Consider the following 23,971-nt stretch of genomic DNA (forward strand, 5'->3'; position numbering starts at 1 on the left):
GATTCAGCTCGAAGGTCATGGTCGTGAAGAGCTGTTCGACGGTGTTGACCTGACCCGTACCGTCGGCTGGTTCACCAGTCTGTTCCCAGTGCGCCTGACCCCGGCAGCTACGGCCGGCGAGTCGATCAAACAGATCAAGGAACAACTGCGCTCGATCCCCAACAAGGGCATCGGTTTCGGCGCACTGCGTCATCTTGGCGATGCTCAGGCACAACAGAGCCTGCGTGAATTGCCGACCCCGCGCATCACCTTCAACTACCTCGGCCAGTTCGACGGCAGTTTCGAGGGCGATGACGGCGCGCTGTTCGCACCGGCGCCGGACAACGCCGGTCTCGACCAGAGCCCGGATGCGCCAATGGGCAATTGGTTGACCCTCAACGGTCAGGTGTACGGCGGCGAATTGCGCGTAGGCTGGACATTCAGCAGCGAGCGTTTCGACAGTGCTGTGATCGAAGCACTGGCGGCGGACTACGCCGAGGAGCTGGCCGCTTTGATCGGCCATTGCCTGACCCCGGGCGTCGCTGGGCTGACGCCTTCGGACTTCCCGCTGGCCGGCCTGACCCAGGCGCAGCTCGACGGCTTGCCAACCCGCCCACAGCAGATTGAAGACATTTATCCGTTGTCGCCGATGCAGCAGGGCATGCTGTTCCACACCCTCTACGCGCAACAGTCCGGTGATTACATCAACCAGATGTGTGTGGCCGTCGATGGCTTGCAGGTCGAACGTTTCCGCGATGCCTGGCAAGCGGCGATGGACAGCCACGAAGTGCTGCGCAGCGGTTTTGTCTGGGAAGGCGATCTGCCCAACGCCCTGCAAGTGGTGCACAAAGGCTTGCAAGTGCCGTTCAGCGTGCTCGACTGGCGTGATCGCGGCGACCTGGCGCCAGCCCTGAAAGCCTTGGAGCTTGAGCAACGCCTGCAAGGTTTTGATCTGCACGCGGCACCGTTGCTGCGCCTGGTCGTGGTGCAGGTGGCGGCTGAGCGCTTCCATCTGATTTACACCTCGCACCATATTCTGATGGACGGCTGGAGCAACTCGCAGTTGCTCGGCGATGTGTTGCAGCGCTATCACGGCCACGCGCCGGCGATGGGGGCGGGGCGTTATCGCGATTACATCGAGTGGTTGGCGCAGCAGGATGCGCAGGTCACGGAAAACTTCTGGAAGGGCCAACTGGCCGCCTTCGAGACACCGACGTATCTGGCCGATGCTGTGCCGCACCTCGTTGATGCAACCGTCACCGGTCAGGGTGAATACCTGCTGACCCTCGACACTCACGCGACCGCCGAGCTCAACAGTTTTGCCCGGGCGCAAAAGGTCACGGTCAACACGCTGGTGCAAGCCGCGTGGCTGTTGCTGTTGCAACGCTACACCGGGCAGGACACTGTCACGTTCGGCGCCACGGTATCGGGGCGACCGGCGCAGTTGAATGGCGTCGAAGGCCAGATCGGTCTGTTCATCAACACCTTGCCGATCATTGCCAGCCCACGTGCCGAACAGTCGTTGCCGCAATGGCTGCAACAGGTGCAGGCACAGAACCTGTTGCTGCGCGAGCAAGAGCACACACCGCTGTTCGACATTCAGCGTTGGGCAGGGCAGAGCGGTGAGGCGTTGTTCGATAACATTCTGGTGTTCGAGAACTACCCGATTGCCGAAGCCTTGCAGCAAGCCGAATCGGCTGACCTGCGCTTTGGCGAGGTTGACCGGTATGAGCAGACCAACTATCCGCTGACGTTGATGGTCAACCTCGACCAGCAACTGACCGTGCACTTCAGCTATCAGCACACAAGCTTTGCCGCCAGCACCGTGATCAAACTGGCGACACAGTTGCAGCAACTGTTGAGCGGCATGCACGCCAGCGTCGATGCCTGCCTGGGCGAGTGGAACTTGCTGGAGGAAGGTGACGAGCAACGTATTCTGCGTGACTGGAATCCGCAGGCAACCGCTGACCTAGAGCCGATTTGCATCCACCAGGCCATCGAGCGTCAGGTCGCTGCCCAGCCGGACGCGCGCGCCGTGACGTTCGGCCAGCAGTCCTTCACCTATGGCGATATCGATGCCCGGGCCAATCGTCTGGCGCACCGTTTGATCAGCACGGGCGTCGCCGCCGAAGTGCGCGTCGGTGTGGCGATGCAGCGCTCCGACAATCTGCTGGTGGCATTGCTCGCGGTCCTCAAGGCCGGTGGCACCTACGTGCCGCTGGACCCGGATTACCCGGCGGATCGGGTCGCCTACATGCTTGAGGACAGCCGCGCCCGCGTGCTGCTGACCGAGACCGATGTGGCGGCCACCTTGTCGCTCGCCAGCGACATGCAAGTGTTGCTGCTGGATCAACTGGATCTCTCGGCCTACAGCACGGTCGCGCCTGTCACTGGTGTGAGTGTGAACAATCTTGCCTACGTGATTTACACCTCTGGTTCCACCGGCAAGCCCAAAGGCGTATCGATCAGCCATGCCAACATCATGGCGCTCAGCGACTGGTCGAAGCACCTCTACAGCCGCGAGGACATTCAAGGTGTGCTCGCTTCGACGTCGGTGTGTTTCGACCTGTCGGTGTGGGAGCTGTTTGTCACCCTGGCCAACGGCGGTTCGTTGATCATTGCGCGCAACGCACTGGAGTTGCCGCACTTGCCGGCGCGCGATCAGGTGCGCCTGATCAATACCGTGCCGTCGGCAATCAATGCCTTGCAAGACTCTGGCGATATTCCTGCCAGCGTACGCATCATCAACCTGTGCGGCGAAGCGCTGAAGCAGAACCTCGTGGACACCCTGTATCAACAGGCGACCATCGCCGATATCTTCGACTTGTACGGCCCGTCGGAAGATACCGTTTACTCCACCTGGACCCGTCGAGAGGCAGGCGGCACGGCGAACATCGGTCGACCGATGATCCGCACCGCCAGTTATGTGCTGGGCGGCGATCTGCAACCGGCACCACAGGGTGTGTCGGCGGAGTTGTACCTGGCCGGTGCCGGCCTCAGCCGTGGCTATCTGGGCCGGGCGGCGATGACCGCAGAGAAATTCGTGCCCAATCCGTTCGCCGGCAATGGCGAGCGTATGTACCGCACGGGCGACCTGACCCGTTATCTGGGCGACGGCACGTTGCAATACGTCGGGCGTATCGATCACCAAGTGAAGGTGCGCGGTTTCCGTATCGAGCTGGGCGAAATCGAAGCGCGTCTGTTGCAGATCGACAACGTCAGCCAGGCACTGGTGGTGGCGCAACCGATCGCCTCCAGCCATCAACTGGTGGCGTATGTGGTGGTCGATGATGCGACCGTGGCCAGCGCCGATGCGGCCGCGCAAGCGCTGCTGCGCGAAGCGCTGAAGACGCAACTCAAGGTGCACCTGCCGGACTACATGATTCCGGCGCACGTGCTGTTCCTCGCCAGCCTGCCGCTGACGCCGAATGGCAAGGTCGACCGCAAAGCCTTGCCGAGCGTCGACGCGTTTGTCGCGGCGGGTGACTTCGTTGCCCCGGTCGGTGAACTGGAACAGCAGATCGCAGCCATCTGGCAAAACGTCCTGGAGCTCGATCAAGTCAGCCGTGAGGATCACTTCTTCGAACTGGGCGGGCACTCGCTGCTGGCCACTCAGGCAGTCTCGCGTTTGCGCCATTTGACCGGCGGCACGTTGAGCCTGCGGGACCTGTTCAACTACCCGCGTCTCAAGGATCTGGCCACCTGGATGGCCGAAGATCAGACACCGGCCCTCGGCGGGGCGGCCAGTCAGGCAGTTCCACTGAAGGCCTGGGGCGCCAAGTCGACGGCACCGCTGTCGTTGGTGCAACGGCGTTTGTGGGTCGCCGAGCAATTGTCCGGCGGCAGTTCGGCCTACGGCATGCCGCTGGCCCTGCGCTTGCGCGGTGAGCTGTCGGTCGAGCGCTTCATGAGCAGTTTTGCCGAAGTGGTGCGCCGTCATGAAGTGTTGCGCACCGCGTATTCGCAGGATGACGAAGGTGATCCGATTGCGCTGATTGCCGAGACGGTCGATGTCGACTTCCCGTTGCTCGATTTGTCCGGTCTGTCGCGCAGTGCTCAGGAAGAACAGGTCGCACAAGCAGCGCTGGATAACGCGCGAACGCCGATCGATCTGGAGCAGGCGCCATTGTGGCGCGGGCGCATCCTGCATCTGTCGCCGACCGAGCATGTGCTGCTGTTCTCCATGCATCACATCATTTCTGACGGTTGGTCGATGGGCGTATTGGTCAACGAACTGGTGCAGATCCATGAGTTGAGCAAGGCCGGTGACACCACGCCGTTGCCGGCGCTGGAAGTGCAGTACTCGGACTTTGCCCTGTGGCAACAGGAACTGGAACGCCAAGGGATTCTCGGCCAGCAGGCGGATTACTGGAGAGATGCACTCAGTGGCTACAGCGGGCAGCTCAACCTGCCGCTGGACACCCCGCGCGGGCCGGTGGCGTCGTACGACGGTGATGCCGTGCAGTTTCATCTGCCGAAGGATTTGGGCCAGGCCTTGCGCAAGGTTGCCAGTGATGCGGGCGTGACCTTGTACAGCACGCTGCTGGCGTCGTTCCAGGTGTTGTTGCATCAATTCAGCGGCGGCGACGACGTACTGGTCGGCGCCGACGTTGCCGGGCGCGAGCAGGCGCAGCTGGAGCGGCTGATCGGCTTCTTCGTCAACGTCTTGCCGCTGCGTTCACGCTTCTCGGCAGACACGGCGTTCTCGACATTCCTGGCGCGCACTCAGGACACCCTGCTCGGCGCGCTGGAGCATCAGGACCTGCCGCTGGACATGATCGTCGAATCCTGTGGCGTGCCGCGACACAAGGGCATGAACCCGTTGGTGCAAGTGTTGTTCGTGATGAACAACCTGCCGGGCCGCACCCAATCCATGGGCGGTCTGAGCGTCGAGCCGCTGGCGGCGCTGCAGAGCCATTCTAAATTCGACATGGCATTGTTCGTTGACGAAGAAGAAGGGCAATTGCTGGGTAATTGGCAATTCGCCACAACCTTGTTCGGACACGAGCGCATTCAGTACCTGGTGAAGGCCTGGATAGCCCTGTTGGAACAGATCGTCGCTGATCAGGACATTCAATTGGGAGCTATCAGCATGCCAGTCGACAATTTAGCAGTGGCCGCCAAACCCGCTGCCCCCGGACCCAAGGCCGACAAACTGGGCAAGTTCCTCAAGCGTGGCGCCGCCCCGGTGGCCAAGGTTCGCCCGGCGCCGATCCGCGAATCGCTGATCGCTGCGCCGCAGCCGTTCCCGCTGTTGATGGAACCGAACGAGCCGCAGCTGGATTTGATCGAGTGGATCAAGCACAACCGGCCGCTGATCGAAGAAAAACTGGCGACTCACGCCGGCATTCTCTTTCGCGGTTTCGAGCTCGACGGCATTCAGGGTTTTGAAGCGTTCGCCGAAGCGATCCAGCCAGGTCTGTACGGTCAATACGGCGATCTGCCGAAGAAGGAGGGCGGCAAGAACACTTACCGCTCCACGCCGTACCCGGAACGCAAGATGATCCTGTTCCACAACGAGAGCTCGCACCAGGATCGCTGGCCGCGCAAGCAGATGTTCTATTGCGAGCAAGCGGCGCCGGTCGGCGGTGCAACGCCGGTAGTCGACTGCCGCTTGATGTACGAAAAACTGCCGGCAGACCTGCGTGACAAGTTCGAGTCCAAAGGCTTGCTGTATGTGCGCACCTTCACCGACAACCTCGACGTGTCGTGGCAGCACTTCTTCAAGACCGAAGACCGTGCCGAAGTCGAAGCCCGCTGCCGCGCCGGCGGTATCGAGTGGCGCTGGCTCGACAACAACGAACTGCAAACCCGCACACCGGGACCGGCGATCATTCGTCACCCGATCACCGGCGCCAAGTCATTCTTCAATCAGGTGCAGTTGCACCACATCTACTGGCTGGAGCCGGATGTGCGTGAAGACCTGTTGTCGATGTTCGGCGCCGAGCGCATGCCGCGTCACGTGTATTACGGCGACGGCACACCGATCGAAGACGACGTGATGCAGCGCATTGGCGAGCTGTACGAAGAGTGCGCCGTGCGATTCGACTGGCAGAAAGGCGATGCCATTCTGCTCGACAACATGCTGGTGGCGCATGCCCGCGATCCGTTCGAGGGTCCGCGCAAGATTGTCGTCGCCATGGGTGACATGTACGACCACAGCAGCCTGGAGCGCCCGGCCAGCAACGCCCGGGCGGCATTGAACACCGAGGAAAGCGGCGCATGAGCGAAGTCATGAAGGACGAGCAGGATCCGGGTTTCGCCCTGACGCCTGAGCAACAGGCGCTGCTTGAGCGCCTGTCGAACACCGCCACCTGTGGCGAGGCCTTGCGCTGGCTCAGCGTTGTCATTGACGGAGATCTTGACCCGCAACGTTTGCAGACCGCGTTCGATACCGTGCTGACACAGCAGCCGATGCTGTTGGCGCGGCTGGGCAAGGTCAGCGGTTTCCACGGTTTGCGTCAGGCTGCGGCCGACGTCGGACGTTTCCCGCTGATGATCCATGCCGGCGAGCAGTGCGCCGAGGACGTTCAGGCGCAAATCAGCGAATCGCGGGAACGCGCCTTTGTCGTCGGCGAATCAGCCAGTGTCGAGGCCGTGCTTTATCGCCTGGCGCCCCAGCAATGGCAGCTGCTGCTGGGCATTGCTCGCTACAGTGCCGACACGCCATCGTTGAACCTTGTGCTGGAGCAAGTGCAGCAAGCGTACGTCGGGGTTCAGCCAGCCGAAGACGAAGAGTCGGGGGAGTTTGCCCAGTATCTGGAATGGCGCAGTGAGGTGGTGCTCGATGAAGACGCCGTCACCGCGCGCAGCTACTGGCAGCAGCACCTGCAAGGTGTGCAGGCGGACATCGCAACGCCATGGCTGGCCGCTCGCAGCGCCAGCCTCGAAGCGAGTGCTGCCGATTCGCGCGTATCGCTGAATCTGCAGTCGGCGCAGCGTGATGCTCTGCAGGCCTTGGCCGAGCAGCTCGGTCAGCCAGTCGCCACGTTGCTGCAAGGTGCGTGGTGGGTGTTGCTGGGGCGTTTGAGCGGGCTTGATCAGGCACTGGTCGGTCTGCGGCATGACAGCCGTGCTGACTATGAATATTTCGCCAACGCCGTGGGCGTGTTCGAGAAAACCTTGCCGCTCTCGCTGGAAATGCCTGGCAGTGCGCGCTTCAGTGACTGGCTGGGGCAACTGGCGGCGCGCCTCGAAGAGCATCGCACCTGGCAGGAATACTGGACGCCGGAACTGGCGCTCGACGCAGCACGTCCGGCCTACGGCTTCAGCCTTGGCCAGATCGGCGTTGCCGCGAGCAGCGGCGGTCTGCGCTGGAACGCGGCTGACGCCGTGCAGGTGCAACCGGATGCTTTCGAGTTGTTGTTGCAGGTGCAACTGGACGACAACCAGCGTCTTGCCGGTGTTGGTCTGCAGTACGCCGCTTCGCGCTATTCGCCAGCGGCAGCCAACGCCGTACTGGAACAGTTCGGCGTGCTGTTGAGCGCGATTGTCGATGCGCCGCACACCGTGCTGGCGCAACTCAACCTGCTCAGCCGCGCCGCCGAACAGCGCTTGCTGGCGATCAATCCGGCGATACAGATGCTGGCCGACCAGCGTTATCTGCCACAGCGCATCGCTGATCTGGCGCTGCGTACGCCGGATGCCATCGCCTTGACTGATGCTGGGCAGCCATTGAGCTACAGCCAGTTGCAAGCCCGCGTCGAAAGCGTCGCCCAGGGCCTGAACAATCAAGGTGTCAGCGCAGGCTCGATCATCGCGCTGGCGTTGCCACGCTCGGCGGATCTGGTGATCGCAATGTTGGCGAGCTGGCGCCTCGGGTGCGCGTATCTGCCGCTGGATGTGCAATGGCCGCAGGCGCGTCAGGCATTGATGCTGGAACAGGCCGGCGCCGCACTGTTGCTGACCGATGCGGCGCACGTCACGGCTTGGCAGGATCAGCCGTACAAAGCTCGCACGCTGGCAGAACTCGGCGCATCGGGCGCGCCGTTGCCGGCGCTCGCGACGCAAGGCACCGACATCGCTTATGTGCTGTTCACCTCCGGCTCTACCGGCATGCCTAAAGGTGTGGTGATCGAGCATCGACAATTGTTCAATTACGTCGCTCAGGCCAGTCAGGCACTGGGTCTGGAACAGTGCAAAAACATCGGCTTCAGCTCCACTGTCGCGGCAGATCTGGGCAACACGGCGTTGTTCGGGGCGTTGTTCAATGGGGCGACCCTGCACGTCGCCAGTGATGCGCAAATGCAGGACGGCGCATTGTTCGCCGAGTACCTGCAGCAGCATCAGATCGACTGCCTGAAAATCGTCCCGTCGCACCTTGCGGCGTTGCTCGATCATCAGCAGGCAACCTTGCCGCACACGCTGGTGCTGGGCGGCGAGCCGGTTGCGCCGACGCTGATCGAACGCATTGCGCGGCTGCGCAGTGATTGCCGGGTGTTCAACCACTATGGCCCGACCGAAGCCACCGTCGGCGTGATGATTCATCCACTGACACTGGACGGCACGGCCAGCGAGTGCTCGGCGCTGAGCCACGTGCTGGGCAACAATCAGGTGTATGTGCTGGACGCTGATTTGCGTCTGGCCCCCGTAGGTGTGCTGGGCGAGTTGTACCTGGGCGGTGCGCAATTGTGCCGTGGTTATCTGAATGCCGAGGCTGATGCGCAGACGTTCGTGCAGAGTCCATTCGATCCTGCGCAGCGTCTGTATCGCAGCGGAGATCTGGCGCGTTACCGCGCTGACGGGGCGATCCAGTTGCACGGTCGGCGCGATCAGCAGGTCAAGGTGCGCGGATTCCGCATCGAACTCGCGGAAATCGAAGCCGAGCTGCTGCGCCTGCCAGCGGTTGCCGAAGCGCTGGTGCTGCCTGCCGCGTCGGCTGAACAAGGCCTGCTGGCGTTTATCGTGGCGCAACCGGGGGCAACCGCGGGTCAGCTCGACACCGCACGTGCCGAACTGAGTGCACGTCTGCCCGCGGTGATGGTGCCGCAACACCTGCAACTGATCGAGCGTTTTCCACGGCTGGCCAACGGCAAGATTGATCGCAAGGCGCTGCAACAATTGGCCGCTACGGCAGCGGATGACGAAGGCGTTGCGCCGCGTGATGCACTTGAGCAATTGCTCGCCGTGCGCATGGCGCAACTGCTTGGGCTTGAACACTTGAGCATCGAGCGCGACTTTTTCGCGGCCGGAGGCCATTCGTTGTTGGTGATCAAACTGGTGGCCGGTATTCGCAAGTTGCTGCAATGCGAAATCCATCCGGGACTGGTTTTCGATCATCCGACCGTGGCGTCGTTGGCGCTGGCGTTGCGGGCGGTGGAAAGCAGCCCGGGGCAGTTGGAAAAAATGGCTCAGGTACGACTGCGCATGGAGGCGATGAGTCCCGAGGAAAAGGCGCGTCTGACCGAGCAGGCGCGACAGTTGCAGGCCGCCAAGGCTGCGCAAACCAGCTGACACAGAAAGAAACAAAAGGCCGTCGCCCAACAGCGTCGGCCTTTTTTTAACTTTTTGCGTTAATGATAAATAAACTCATTCCGGTTTTTTGGAGGTGCTGCGTCTTAATAGGGTATGTGGGCAAATCGTGTCAGGCAGGGCCGCCAATGCACCGGTTTGTTCAGCAGAAAATATTTCGCCGATGTCCAGTCAGATGATCGAGCCCGGGGAGGGGCAGATCGCCACGCACTGCCAGGTCGCCCGCAGGGCCCGCGACAGTGTGCGGTTCACGTGTGCAGACAGCGGCGGGCCCGTCGGCCCAATGGACTTTCACTTCTACCAATAATAGAGAGCACGATGTCAGCAATTCATGAGTTGAAACCTTTGTTCAAGGCACTCGTCATGTCCCGCGGCCTGCGTTCACGCCGAGTGTTGACGGGGCTGGGGCTGGTCTGTGTATTGCCTTTGAGCGCTCAGGTGATGGCTGAAAGCGTCAGCATCAATATCCCGGCGCAATCGTTGCCACAGGCGCTGCAGGCGTTTGGTCAGCAGACCAACCAGCAAGTGATCTACAACGCTGACGACATGGCCGGGCTCAAGAGCCACGCGGTCAGCGGCAAGATGAGCCCGCAGGCGGCCATCGCCGAATTGCTCAGGGGCACCGACGTGCGCTACAGCGTCGAGGGCAACACCCTGATGCTGGTGCGGGGCAGCAACACCCAGGGTCTGGAGCTGGGTGCGACCAACATCAGCGCACAACAGATCGGCGCGACGACCGAAGGCAGCAACTCCTACACCTCCAACGCAGTGACGATTGGCAAGGGCACCCACACCCTCAAGGAAATCCCCCAGTCGGTCACGGTGATGACCCGCAAGCAGATGGACGACCAGGACCTGGTCGACCTCAAGGATGCGCTGAACCAGACCACCGGTGTCGTGGGTCTGCAGGGCGTCGGCAAGGGTTTGATCATCTCCTCGCGCGGTTTCCAGATCGATGACTGGCAGTACGACGGCGTACCGATTCCACGCAACACCTATTCGCTGGGTAACTGGGCGACTCAGGATCTGGTGTTTTTCGATCGCCTGGAAATCCTGCGCGGTGCCTCCGGGTTGCTGCAAGGCACTGGCAGCCCGGGTGGCGCCATCAACCTGGTGCGCAAGCGCGGCCAGGCTGCACCGACTGTGTCCGTGACCGCCAAGGCGGGCTCCTGGGACCATTACGGTCTGCAAGTAGACGCGGGCGGCCCGCTGAACCAGGCCGGCACCATCCGCGGTCGCCTGGTGGCCGATCAGGATCAAAGCAACTCGTTCATTGATCACGACTGGAGCCGGACGCTGTCGCTGTACGGCTCGCTGGACTTCGACCTGAGCGAAGACACCACCCTGGGCCTGGCCGTCAGCCGTTCCGACGGTGATTCGCGTCCGATGATTCGTGGCCTGCCACGTTACGCTAACGGCAAGATGCCGGATGTCTCGCGCTCCACCTACACCGGTGCACGCTGGAACAGTTCCGACATCGACGTCACCACGCTTTACGCCGACCTCGAACATCGCTTCAACGAAGACTGGGCACTCAAGGTCGGTGCGGTGCGCATGACCGAGAGCAACAAGGCGAAAAACCAGCGCGTGCAAAGTGCCGGCGACGGTCTGGAACCGGATGGCAGCGGCGTGCAGTACGCCAACTTCGTGACGGATTTCGACTCGACAAAAGTCGGTATCGACATGAACCTGAATGGCAAGTTCGAAGCCTTGTCGATGCAGCAGGAAGTGATGTTGGGCGGTAACTTTTCCCAGCTCGAAACGGACGATCAGCTCGCCCGTACCTTCAGCAACAGTAGCGACACGATTTTCGGCGTCAACAATGACCGTCCCGATATCAACTACGACAGCCTGATCGCTTCGGGTGGTCGCGGCACGCTGAGTAAATACGACGTACGCCAGAAAGGCCTGTATGGCACCTGGCGCGTCAAGCCGATCGACGATCTGACCCTGGTGCTCGGCTCCCGTGTCAGCTGGTATGACTTCAGCTACAAATCCAAGGCGCAATCCTCGTTCGGCGGCATCACCAAGAACGACCCAAGCACCGCGACCGAAACCGGGGAAGTCACGCCTTACGCCGGTATCGTCTATGACCTGAGCCGCGAGTGGGCGGTTTACGCCAGTTACACCGACGTGTTCCAGCCACAGACCAACCGCGATGCCGGTGGCACCGTGCTCAAACCGGTGGTCGGCAGCAACTACGAAATCGGTCTCAAGGGCGAGCTGATGGACGGCCGGGTCAACACCTCCTTGGCACTCTTCCGCTACGACCAGGAAAACCGTGCGGTCAACGACATTGCCGGTGGCTTCGAGTGCGACGGTTCGTACTGCTCGACGGCCTCGGGCAAAGTGCGCAGCCAGGGTATCGACGCCGAGATCAGCGGCGAAGTAGTGGAAGACCTGCAACTGTTTGCCGGTTACACCTACAACACCACCAAGTACCTCAAAGACCCGGACAGGGAAGGTCGCGTGTTCAGCACCTGGACGCCAAAACACATGCTGCGCATGTGGGCCAACTACCAGTTGCCGGGTGAGTGGGATCGTGTCAGCACCGGTCTGGGCTTCACCACTCAGAGCCATACGCTGGGTTACGAAGGGACCTACGATGTCGCGGGTTACACCGTATGGAACGCCCGTGTCGGTTACCAGCTGACACCGGAAGTCGGTCTGGCCGTGAACGCCAACAACCTGTTCGACAAGAAGTATATTGCGGCCGGTTACAACCAGCTCGACGGCAACAACAACTTCGGTGATCCACGCAACCTGATGTTCTCCGTGAAGTGGACCCCAAAGTTCTGATGCACTGAAGGGCCTTCACCGAAGCGGCCCACGCTCCTCGAAAGAGGGCGTGGGCCGTTTTTTTTGTATACCGCCCACAGGTTTTGGGTCAAATCACGCAAACAAAAACGCAGAAGCCAGCGCTTCTGCGTTTTTTGTTTGCCAGTATGAAAGTCAGTTGTTCAGTGCCGCCTCACACGTCAGGAACACCGCTTCAAAGGACTCAAGCAACGACTCACCGTAAATCATGCTGCGGTGGGGCAGGGTGGAATGCACCGAGCCTTGCAGGCGTCCACTGACGGTGTGTTCACGCAGCACCTGTTCCGAGTGCAACACCTGCTCCAGCGTCTTGTGCGACAGCGACCACCAGCAACTGGCCTCGACCTTGAGCGTCGGCAGCGTGAACGCGTCGTAGGATTTCACCAGTCGGTCATGAATCTCGAACGCCTGGGCGTTCATGATTTCCTGTCTGATGGCGTCCAGTGTCGCCACCATTTCCTGTTCGCTGGTGGCGGCCTGTTGGCTAGCCCACTGGTAGAAAGCCTTGAGATCGGTTTGCGGATTTTCGGCGAGGAAGCGTGCCGCCGGCTCGTGCAGGTGAGCGAACATCAGGCTGAACATTTCCACCGCCGTCGCCAGTTCATTTTCGGCACTGAAGTACTCGGGATTTTCTTCTTCCAGCGGTTTGCGCGGCAGATCTGCCGGCAGCAGGCTGTCCGGCAGTGTGGTATCGACCAGACCGAGGAAGCTCACTTCACGTCCCTGACGCTCCAGTTCGGCGGCGATGTCCATGGCGATGGAGCCGCCGAGCGACCAGCCCATCAAACGATACGGGCCGTCAGCCTGTTTATCGATAATCTGTCGGGTGTAATCGACGATCATTTGCGCCCATGTCTGGGCGTGGGCGTGTTTGTCGGCGAAGCCTGTGTGCATCACGCCGAAAGTGCGCGCGTGTTTGCTCAGGCGTTTGGCCAACGGTTGGTAGCAGAACACGATGCCGCCGCTGGGATGCAGGCAGAACAGCGGTGGGGCGCTGGCGGCCGAGGCCGAGAGTTCTACCACGCATTGGGCTTGCTGCTGGTGTTGCGTAGCAATGAATTGCGCCAGGGCTTCGACGGTGGCGTGGGCGAGCATTTGCTGCAAAGCGAGTTTGATCCCCAGGCGCGCATTGAGTGCGGCAATAAACTGGATGGCCAGAATCGAATGCCCGCCCAGTTCGAAGAAGTTGTCGTCGAGGCCGACCCGGTCAACGTGCAGGGTTTCCTGCCAGAGTTCGGCCAGCGCTTGCTCCAATGCAGTTTCCGGGGCCTTGAAGCGGGTCTCCGATTGACTGATGTCAGGCAGCGGCAACGCCTTGCGATCAAGTTTGCCTGTCGGGCTGACGGGCATGGCTTCCAGCACCAGCAGATGGCTCGGCACCATGTAGGCGGGCAGACGGCTTTTCAGTTCAGCCTTGAGGGCTGCGCGCAGTTGATCGTGCTGTTCACTCGACAAATCACCGTCGCTCGGCACGATATAACCGATCAACTGCATCCCGGCCAATCCTTCGCGGGCAAGGACCAGGGCTTCGCGAACGGCCGGGATTTGCAGCAGGCAGGATTCGATTTCACCGAGTTCGATACGGAAGCCGCGAATCTTCACTTGATGATCGAGTCGGCCGACGTATTCGATGACGCCATCGGCGCGATAGCGCGCCAGATCGCCGGTACGGTACAGGCGCCCGCCCTGCGTGCTGAACGGGTCAGGCATGAAGCGTTCGGCGGTCAGATCCGGGCGCTGGAAATAGCCCCGGGCCAATAGATCGCCGGCAATCACCAATTCACCGACGACGCCCACCGGGACCGGTTGGCCACCGCTGTCCAGCAGGTAAATGGCGCGTCCAGCCAAGGGGCGGCCGATCGGCATGGTTTTCGGCAGTGGCGCATGCCCGGTGACGTAGTCCTTGCAATCGAGCACCGTGGCACTGACCGTGGTTTCCGTCGGGCCATAGGTGTTGAGCAGGCGCACATGGTCAAGTCCCGCCTTGCCCCACGCCGCCACGCCTTCCGGTGGCATGGCTTCGCCGCCCACGATCACCTGGCGTAACGGGCCATAGTCACGGACACCGAAAGCGGCAAAATCCCTCGCCAGCATGTTCCAGTACGTGGTGGTGAGGTCGCTGACCGTGAATTGCTTGTCGAGCAACTGCTGGTACCAGGTTTGGCTGTCCCAGATGTCCGGCCCGCGCAGTACCACCGACGCGCCGCAGATCAGCGCCGGGTAGAGCTGTTCGACAAAGGCATCGAAGTTGAACGTGGCAAATTGCAGCGAACGATCGGCGGCTGTCAGGCCGAGGAATTCCAGGGCGACTTGCGCGTGCCGGGTCAAAGCCGCCTGGGTAATCCCCACACCTTTTGGTCGACCGGTGGAACCTGAGGTGAACATCACGTACGCCAGGTTATGGCCATGGGTACGGCAGGTCGGGTTGTCGCTGTGCGCGCTATCGGCGAGGTCGAGTTCGTCGACGCACAGCACGCTTACCGCGTCTACCGAGGGCAGGCGCTGGAGCAAGGAGCGCTGGCTGAGCAGCACGCTCAAGCCGCTGTCTTCGATCATCCACGTCAGGCGTTCCTGCGGGTATTCGGGATCGAGGGGCACGTAAACACCGCCGGCCTTGAGCACCGCCAGCAGGCTGACGATCATCCGCGCCGAACGCTCGACCGCGATGCCCACCCGCACTTCCGGGCCCACGCCATAGCCGTGCAGGGTCTGCGCCAGGCCATTGGCTGCCGAGTTGAGTTGGGCATAGCCCATGCGCACGTCATCGCAAATCAGCGCGAGGGCATGCGGCGTGGCCAGTGCCTGGCGTTCAAAGAGCTGATGCACGCCTTCGCTCGGCAATGGCGCAACGGCTGGGTTCCATTGTTCGCGTTGCTGGCGGCACTCGGTGTCGCTCAGCAGCGGCAATTCGCTCAGGGCAACATCGGGATTTGCGGTGATGGCGTGCAACAGGTTCTGCCAATGCCCGGCCAACCGCTCGATGGTGGCGGGGCGGTACAGGTCGCGGCTGAATTCGATGTTGGCGTCGATGCGGTTCAGGGAATAACTGACGTCCAGCGACAGGTCGAATTTCGCCTGCCCGCTGCCGGCATCGACAAAGTCCAGGGTCAATTCGCCCAGGTTCAGCGGCACCGAGGTGCCGCCGTCCGTGCGCCAGTTGAACAGTACCTGGAACAACGGATTGATCTGCTGACTGCTTTGCAGTTGCAGGTCGTCGAAGCTCAATTCCAGGGGGTAGTCGGCATGGTCGAGCGCGGCCAGCGATTCGCGGCGCAGACGCAGCAGAAAGTCCTTGCAAGGCAGCTGCGGGTCAATCCGCACGCGATACACCTGCGTGCTGACAAAGAACCCGACCAGGTCCTGAATTTCACTGCGGTTGCGTGTGGCGTTGGGCACACCGACGGTGAAATCGTCCTGGCCACTGTAGCGGCTCAGGAGCAATTGCCAGGCACCCAACGCGACCACAAAGGGAGTCAAACCGTGCTGCTGGCAGAAGCGATTGAGTGCTTGCGCCAATGTGGCGGGCAGGCTGAAGTCGTGTTTGCCGGCCGCATGGCTATGCTGGTCATTGCGCGCAAAGTCCACCGGCAGATCCAGCGGCGGCAACGTCTGGCCCAGATAATTCTGCCAGTATTCGGCGCTGGTCTTGCAGGCCGGGCTGTGCAGATAGTCGCTACGCTGCCAATCGGCATAGTCGGCGTACTGGATGGCCGGGCGCGCCAGTGGTGCGCTCATGCCCATTGCCGCTTGCGCGTAGGCGCGGGTCAGGTCCTGCATCAGAATCGCGTTGGACCAGGCGTCCGAGGCGATATGGTGCATGTTGAGCAACAGCAAGTGCTCCGTGTCAGCGACTTGCAGCAGTGTCGCGCGCATCAGTGGCGCCTGTTTCAGGTCGAAGGGCTTGGCGGCCTCTTCGCCAATGCGCTGGGCAATCTGCTGTTCGCGCGCTTCAGCGCTCAGGCCGCGCAGATCATCGAACCCCAACTGCAGCGTTGCGTGTGCATCGACCACCTGCATGGCTACCCCGTCGATCTCGACGATCGCGCTGCGCAGGACATCGTGGCGTGCGATGACTTTATTCAGCGCCATTTCCAGATGCTGTGCTTGCAGGGCGCCGCTCAGGCGTACGGCGCGTGGCAAGTTGTAAGCGGCACTGTCAGGTGTCAGCTGTTGTACGAACCACAGTCGCTGTTGCGCGAAGGAGAGGGGGGCCGGGGCCGGGTGGGGACGGGCAATGATGCCTTGGGATTGCTCGCCGGCATCTGCCATCAGCAGCGCCAGTACCTCATCATCGAGTAAGTCGTTCATCGGGCTCTCGTGGTTGGCAGCACCGTGAGCGCTGACGGCGTTGCCGACAGTCGGGTCCACGGCGATAAACATTCGGATTGAAGGCCGGCAGGACGGGTGTCCGGCCGGCTGCAAAGGTGCAATCGATCAAGCAGTCTCGAGGGGCTTTTTGTGGGTGACCACTCGGCCTCCCTCCATCCTCACCAGTTGATCGGCGACGTCGAAGTAGCGGTCATCGTGGGAGATCACGATGATGGTCTTGCCCATCTGTTTCAGCTCCGGCAGCAGCTCGGTGTAGAAAATGCGCCGGAAGGCCGGGTCCTGATCGGCAGCCCATTCGTCGAACACCAGCACCGGACGCTCTTCCAGCCAGGCGTTGATCAGCGCCAGGCGTTTGCGCTGGCCGGTGGACAGATCGGTGGTGCTGAAAACACCGTCGTTAATGCTCACCTTGTGCGCAATCTCCAGGCGTTCCAGATAGCGGCTGGTGTCGGCCGGCACTTGTTTGTCGCCCTGTACCAGTTCATCGAACAGGTAGTAGTCGGCGAAGATCGTGGTGAACAGTTGGCGATAGTCATCGCGAGCCTGGGCATCGACCACCTGGCCATTGAGCAGGACTTCCCCGCGTTGTGGCGCATAGAGTCCCAGCAACAATTTGATCAGGGTGGTTTTACCGCCGCCGTTCTCGCCGACGATAAACACGATGTCACCCTGCGCGATGTCCAGATTGACCGGCCCCAGTTCAAACGCTGCGCTGCCCTGAACCGGCGGGAAGGCGTAATGCACGTTGTGCAGTTGCAACTGCTGCACGGCGGTCTTGCTCGCGGGCGTCGACTCGCGCAGGAGCAAGTGCGGTTCCGGCGAGGAAAACTGTTCGGCCAGCTCGGCGATGCGTTTGAAGGCAATGTTCGCGCGACTGACCACCGGCAACGTGGTGACCAGATATTCCAGTGGGCCTTTCATGTACAGCAGCACCAGCACGAAACCGCTGAGCACCGCTTTATCGGTACCGAGCCAGAACGATTGCAGCGCCAGGGCCAGACCGATCACCACGAAAAACAGCATCGAGCCAAAGGTTTTCGCCACCACGAACGTGTTGATCGAGCGGATGTGCGTGTTGCAGATGTAATCCGCCGTGCCCTCGATGCGCTGGCTGAACATGCGTTGGCGGCGCGGGCGATGAATACGCAGTTCCTTGGCACCCGCAGCGATTGCGCTGTAGTGCTTCTGCAGTTCGTCTTCGGCCTCGCGCGCCGCTTCGAAACCTTTGATGCCTTTGGCGCGGGCAATGTATTGGACGACGGTGCCGATCACGATCGCGATCAACAGCAGGGCAAACATCGGCAGGGACAGGTAGGCCAGGTAACCCAGGCAACCGAGGGTGACGGTGAAAGCGATCGCCAGCGGCGCGAAGGAAAACGCGAAATCACTGACGGTGTCGACATCATGGGTCAGCACCGGAATCAGGCGATGGCTGCGAAACCGTTCGATCTGCTCGATAGGCGCGAGCAGGACTTTTTCGCCGAGTGATTTACGCAGGCCGGCGATGATGTGCTGGCCGACGTGGTTGGTGCCGATGTCCGACAGAATCGAAGTCAGCAGTGCAAACGCGCAGAGGCCGGCAAATGTCAGCAGCACGCTGGCTGACGGAACACCGGTGCCGTTCAGGGCTTTGTTGATGGTCGCCAGCAGGGCAGTGACGCTGACGCCACCGAGCATGCCGAGCAGGATCGACAGCGCCACGACGACCCGGTAAGGCTTGAGCAGGCCGAGGACTTCACTGATGGCTCCGCGCGATTTTGTGGTCATGGAGGTTTCCGCTTCTAGTGCCGCTAACGGCATCGTTTCAAGGATTGGGCTGGTTAAAAGACGAAACCCGTGGGCGGCGATTTAGCCGACCACGGGTTTATCGAGGCTGAAGCGACGAGCGAGCGGCCAGCGCCGTCGTGGCGGCTGCCGGTGCAGCTGTCCTTACAGATCGCGCGCGACGCGAAAACCAATCCAGTCGCCGCGGGTGTCGCTGTAGGTGGCATTGCGATTGCCCGAGCGCGAGAACACCGGTGCTTCACCCCAGTCGTTGCCGCGGATGCGGCGAATCTTGCAGTCACCGGTCAACCCGGCGCTGCCATCACTCGGCGCGCCGACATAGTTTTCGTTGTAGCAGTCGGCGGTCCATTCGTAGATGTTGCCGTGCATGTCGTAGACGCCGAAGGCATTGGCCGGGAACTTGCCTGCCGGAGCGGTGAAGTTGTAGCCGTCGGCGGCGCCATAGGTGTTGGCGTGTTTGGCGATGCTGTATTCCTTGCCCTCATCGAAGGGGAACGGGAAAGGCCCGGTGCTACCGGCACGGGCGGCGTATTCACGCAGCGATTCGCTGACCAGTCGATACGATTTACCGGTTTTCTTCGACAGCCAGGCTACATAGGCCTCGGCCTCGGGAAAGTCCATGCACACGGCCGGATGCTTGTCGGTGTACTGCTTTTTCGGATCGCTGCCCGCGTAGTCGGGAATACCGGCCTTGCACGCGCGGCCCGGGCGTTTGTCGCCGTCGGGCATCTGATAGCCGGTGTCGGCGAGGTAGGCGTCCCATTGCCCTTTGAGCACCTGGAAACGACTGATGGCCAAGGGTTGGGCAAAGGTCACCGGGTGCATCGGACCTTCGTCCGGCTCGCGGCCGACTTCGTCCTCCGGGGTGCCCATGGTGAAGGTGCCGGTGGGCAGCACGACCATTTCCGGGCAGTCCTTGCAGTCCTTGAAGACTTTGCCCGGTTTGAGCGGTTCGGCCGCTTGCGCCAGCCCCGGCAAGGTACAACCGAGCAATGCGGCCAGACCGAGCGCGGGCAACGCGTTCAAGGAAAAATTACGCAGTTCACTACTGTTCATCATGACTCTCGATAACAGGTTGAAAGGAAACGTGGGAGCGTGGCGCCTACAGCTGTTTGGCCAGTAACGCCATCAAACGATCGATTTGCGCTTCGTCGTTGAGCAGGCCCGGCGCAGTACGAATCACCGGACCCACATCGCGGTTCACGGCGTCGGCAACCACGCGGTTCTGCATCAGGTACGCGGCGACTTTGTCGCTGTCCTGGCCCTTGACTCGAAAGAAGGTAAAACCGGCCGACAGTTGCGGACTCAGCGGGGTGACGAGTTCGATTTGCGGGTGTTCCAGCAGGCGCTTCTTCAGGTAGCTGTTGAGCGCGTGGATGCGCGCTTCGACCTCGGCCTTGCCCAGTTGCAGGTGCAGCTTGAAGGCTTCGTCCAGCGCCCAGCGATACTCGAAGGAGTGATAGCCACCGGGCGTCATGGTGGTGGAAAACGCTGTGGCCTCGGAGAAGGTCGGGGTGATCGGCGTCACGTATTTGACCTCCTCGAAACGGCTGCAGACGATGCCGGTGCCGCGCGGGCCAAACATCCACTTGTGGGTGCCGGCGATGAAGAAATCACAGTTCATCTGCGCGAAACTCAGGTTGTCGACGCCGAAACCGTGCACGCCGTCGACCACATAAATGATCCGCTCGGCATCGCTGCGGCCACGGTTGTGTTTGTCGACGATGGCGCCGATGTCACCGATCGGCAGCTTCACGCCGCTGCCCGAATGCACCCAGCACATGCCCAGCACACGGGTTTCCGGGCGGATGGCCGTGTCGATGGCGGTGAGGATTTCGGCTTTGGTCGCGGTCTGCGGATCCTTGAACAGACGGATCTTGCGCACCTGCGTGCCTTCACGTTCCTTGCGCAAGGCGAGGATTGTGTGGGTGGCATAGTGTTCGTGGGCGGTGGTGAGGATTTCCTGATCGGGGCGCACATGCACACCGCCGTAAATCATCGTCAGACCTTCAGTAGTGCTGCCGGTCAGGGCGATCTGTTTGGCCTTGGCTTGCAGGTATTGGCCGGCCCAGACTCGCACGTTTTCCTCGCGCTGCTCGATCACGCCGAGGTCCCAATCCATGGCCAGGCCGGGATTTTTGTCGAGGGCGGCGCGATGTCGTTCGATCGCTTCGCGCACGGGTTTCGGGTGCGAGGTGATCAGGAAGTTGGAAAAGTGCAGGTAGTCCGGATCCTGATCGAACAGTTGCTGCAACTGCGTCCACTTGCTGCGCGGCATTGGCGCAGGGGGCGCAGCCGTAGCGGCAGCGCTGGCGATGTTCGGCAGGCTGGCGCCCAGTGGCAGCGCAGCGGCGAGCAGTCCGGCCTGTTTCAGAAAATCACGACGATTACTCATGGCTGCGTCGTTCCCTGCGCGTTGGCCAGCGCCGGTTTCGCGGCTTTCTCGACTTCGCCCCAGACGCGCAGGAAGTTGCCACCCCAGAGTTTGCCGATGTCGGCTTCGGAGTAACCGCGCGACAGCAGTTCAGCGGTGACATTGCGGATCTCGCCGACGTTCTCGAAACCTTTGACGCCGCCGCCTTCATTGAAGTCGGAGCTGATACCGACATGGTCGATGCCGATCTTGCGCACGGCGTATTCGATGGCGTCGCCCAGATCCTTCAGGCTGGCTTTCGGCTCCTCTTCAAGGATCGCGTAGAGGCGACTGGCGTACTGGCCGAATTTGCGTTCGGACCAGGCTGAAATGATCGGATCGCCAGGCATCAATGCCATCGCCAGGTTCGGCAGTGGCGGCAGGTCGAACTCCTTGCGCAGTTCGTTGAGTTTGTCCTGGGTTTGCTGAGTGAGCGGGCGCAGGTACTGCGAGAACGCGACGATCTGCACGACGCCGCCGCTGTTCTTGATCAGTTGCATTTCCTTGTCGCTGAGGTTGCGCGGAATATCGACCATCGCTCGCGGCGCCGAGTGCGAGGCGACCAGTGGCGTACGACTCAGTTGAGCGACTTGCTCCAGCGCCTTGGTGGACATTTGCGAGACATCGATGATCACGCCCAGATCGTTGAGGCGTTTGACCGCTTGCTTGCCCAGGTCCGAGAGGCCGTCGAGGGCGTCCGGCGAATCATTCAGAAACGGCAGCGGCCGCGAAGAATCAGCCCAGTCGTTATTGCCGATGTAACTGAAGGCGAACATGCGCATGCCGCGCGCCGTCCACAGGTCCAGCAGGCTCAGGTCATGACCCAGTGGGTAGGCGTTGAGCATGCTGATGAAAATCGCGAACTTGCCTTCGCCATGTAGGCGCCGCATATCGTCCGGTGTGTAGGCGATCGCGACTTGATTGGGGAAGTCGCGAACCATGCCGGAGATAATCCGGTAGCGGATTTCCTGCTGGTTGCGGGCTTCGTCGATGAAGCCGGCAGTCGGTTTGTGCGGGGCATCGGGGCCGTTCCACATTTCCGGCCAGCCGAAAATGGTCAGTGCGGCACCGGACAAGCGCCCACGGCCAGCCTTGGCCAGGTCGAACTGGCCTGTACCATCTTTATCGGCTTCGTTGCCCTGGGTGCCGAAGTCCTGCAGCAGGCTGACATGACTGTCGAAGGAGAGCATGCGTTCGTGCAGTTCATCCGCCTGTTTCACGATCTTCGCCGGATAGCCGAGCTCATCCTTGAGCCAGTGCTGCCAAGCGGCAAAGCCTGCACCGGCACTGATCGCCAGGGCTAAGGGCAGGCCGATGAATAGAGCCTTTTTCGAACGTGGTTTTGTCATTGCCATCTCAGTCGGGTTCGCCATCGAGGTGCAGGCGCAAAGCCTTTGCTATCTGGGAGGAACGAGCGATCGACGGGGAAATTTAGGACGAGCGCCCCGTGGCGAAAATGACGGCTTAAATTTGCCCGGGCAGCAAACGTTCTAGCTTGGATAAAGCCTGCTTCATGGCTGACACAGGTAGGGCAATGAAGATTTCTCGACGATGGTTCATGGCGGGCCTGGCGCTGACCGGCGCTGCCGTGCCGGCGGCTTATTTTGGGCATCGTGAATGGACGAAGCCGGATCCGACGATCACTCCGGGTGAAGCGTCTTTCGACGTCGCCGATCTCGCCGGACAACGTTTGGCCAGTGCCTTGCGGGGCGTCTGGGATATTCGCTTCGAAGGCCGTGACGCAGGCCTTGAAGGGCTTCCGGCCCAGGGGCTGCAAGTGTTCCTCGACATCGGCCAGAAAGGTCGTGGCGTCTGTGGTTTTCTTGATACGCCGGAGCGTTTGCGCTCCGGCGAAACACCTCGTTACCGAATTCTTGGCGATCTGGCCGGTGCCGATGCGGCGAAACTGAGTTGGCGGCTGGTTGGTGCACAAGGCCAGATCAACTATGAGCTGGAAATGATCCTCGATGAGGTCTGGGCCGATTTCGGCAACGCCGGCAAAGGCACCCTCAGCGGAAAAGCGATGCGTCTGGATCGCCCCCTGGCCTTGCCAGCAGAGGACAATGGATTTGTCGCAGTCAAGCGACTGTTTCCCGAGGCGCGTGAGCGGACACCGTTGAATCCGACGCTGCTGGCCTGGTTGATTTCCCCCGAGCACCGACTGTTCCACCAGTTGTGGCATGCCACGCGGGACAAGTGGCACACCTTGCCTGAAGACAAACGTGAAGCCTTGCGCGGCATCGGCTGGCAGCCCGGACCGCGTGACAAGGAGCGCGATGCCCGTGGGCCGCGCAAGGACCGCAACGGTTCCGGTGTGGATTTCTTCTTCATGCATCGGCACATGCTCGGCACGGCGCGTTCAATGCAGGACCTGCCATCGTGGCAATACTTTCCGCTGCCACAACCGGAATTGATCCGTGATCGCCCGGGCTTCGCCCGTTACTTCGACAACCATGACGGCACGGCGCTGCCGCCCGCATGGCTGGCGGACGGTGATGACGAGTACAGCAAGTGGGTCAGCGACATCAAGACGGCCGAGACCTACGAAAGCAACTTCCAGGTCTGGGAGTCGCAATACCGTGATCCGGTGTACCTGGCCAGACTCACGCTCGGTCAGTTCGGTTCCGAGGTTGAATTGGGGCTGCACGACTGGCTGCACATGCGCTGGGCGTCGGTGCCGCGTGATCCGTCCAATGGCCAGCCAGTGCCGTTTGCCCGCGATCAGGCCGATTTCGCGCCGCGCTGGTATGGCGCGGAAAACGACTTTCTGGGCGATCCCTTTTCGTCTCACGTCAACCCGGCGTTCTGGCATTTCCATGGCTGGATCGACGATCGCATTGAGGACTGGTTCCGCGCCCACGAGCGCTTCCATCCGGGTGAAGTCACTCGCAAGGTGGTCAATGGTGTGCAGTGGTTTGCACCAGGGCGCTGGAACGAAGTCGATGATCCGTGGCTGGGGCCGGTCACCCATGGCTGCAGCACTACGCCGGGGTTGCAGGCGGGCAAGACGGTGGAGATGGACCCGGAGACCATGAAGCTGGCGCTGCGCATCACCTTCCTCAATGACGAGAAGAAACTCGCCGGACTGTTCCGTCGCGTGCCGCCACGGCCGTGGTATGCGCGCAATCTGAAGGCCAAAACCAGCCCGGCTTGAGGGGGCGTTTTCGTTCGTTCGCG

The 23,971-nt window shown here is 61.4% G+C and carries 9 protein-coding genes (1 of these 9 only partly in view); 4 read left to right on the top strand and 5 right to left on the bottom strand.

Annotated elements, in window-relative coordinates; translation table 11 throughout:
- The 3 genes from AB4N44_RS26885 to AB4N44_RS26895 all read left to right on the top strand — a co-directional run.
- Positions 1-6,205: the final stretch of a non-ribosomal peptide synthase/polyketide synthase gene (locus AB4N44_RS26885; protein WP_460158141.1), read on the top strand. 7,322 nt of this gene lie to the left of the window's left edge; 6,205 of the gene's 13,527 nt are visible here — the last part of the coding sequence; its start codon lies beyond the left edge, outside the window; its stop codon occupies positions 6,203-6,205.
- Positions 6,202-9,432 (top strand): non-ribosomal peptide synthetase, encoded by a 3,231-nt coding sequence (locus AB4N44_RS26890; RefSeq protein ID WP_460111357.1) that lies wholly within the window; start codon positions 6,202-6,204, stop codon positions 9,430-9,432. The genes AB4N44_RS26885 and AB4N44_RS26890 overlap by 4 nt, the downstream gene beginning before the upstream one ends.
- 336 nt (positions 9,433-9,768) lie before the next feature.
- The gene (locus tag AB4N44_RS26895) at positions 9,769-12,249 is read left to right on the top strand and encodes a TonB-dependent siderophore receptor (protein WP_460111355.1); all 2,481 of its coding nucleotides are present in this window, start codon (positions 9,769-9,771) and stop codon (positions 12,247-12,249) included.
- Between the two features lie 153 nt (positions 12,250-12,402).
- Here the strand turns inward: AB4N44_RS26895 and AB4N44_RS26900 are convergent, their stop codons facing one another.
- From AB4N44_RS26900 to pvdM, 5 genes are all read right to left on the bottom strand, one after another.
- Positions 12,403-16,575: an amino acid adenylation domain-containing protein gene (locus AB4N44_RS26900; RefSeq protein WP_460158226.1), complete on the bottom strand. Its 4,173-nt coding sequence runs from the start codon at positions 16,573-16,575 to the stop codon at positions 12,403-12,405.
- Between the two features lie 126 nt (positions 16,576-16,701).
- Complete coding sequence (locus AB4N44_RS26905) at positions 16,702-18,363, bottom strand: cyclic peptide export ABC transporter (protein WP_127926542.1); 1,662 nt, start codon at positions 18,361-18,363, stop codon at positions 16,702-16,704.
- Positions 18,364-18,525: 162 nt separating this feature from the next.
- The gene (gene pvdO / locus AB4N44_RS26910) at positions 18,526-19,437 is read right to left on the bottom strand and encodes a dihydropyoverdine dehydrogenase (protein WP_460111353.1); all 912 of its coding nucleotides are present in this window, start codon (positions 19,435-19,437) and stop codon (positions 18,526-18,528) included.
- Positions 19,438-19,483: 46 nt separating this feature from the next.
- The gene (pvdN, locus tag AB4N44_RS26915) at positions 19,484-20,776 is read right to left on the bottom strand and encodes a pyoverdine-tailoring periplasmic protein PvdN (RefSeq protein WP_127926544.1); all 1,293 of its coding nucleotides are present in this window, start codon (positions 20,774-20,776) and stop codon (positions 19,484-19,486) included.
- A complete protein-coding gene (pvdM, locus tag AB4N44_RS26920) occupies positions 20,773-22,143 on the bottom strand; it encodes a pyoverdine-tailoring dipeptidase-like protein PvdM (RefSeq protein ID WP_460111352.1) in 1,371 nt (456 codons plus the stop codon). Before pvdM ends, pvdN begins: the two co-directional genes overlap by 4 nt.
- Positions 22,144-22,328: 185 nt before the next feature.
- Between pvdM and pvdP the strand changes: the two genes are divergently transcribed.
- Positions 22,329-23,948 (top strand): pyoverdine maturation tyrosinase PvdP, encoded by a 1,620-nt coding sequence (pvdP, locus tag AB4N44_RS26925; RefSeq protein WP_460111350.1) that lies wholly within the window; start codon positions 22,329-22,331, stop codon positions 23,946-23,948.
- Positions 23,949-23,971: the final 23 nt, after the last annotated feature.

The sequence above is a fragment of the Pseudomonas sp. S3_C06 genome (genome assembly GCF_054667675.1).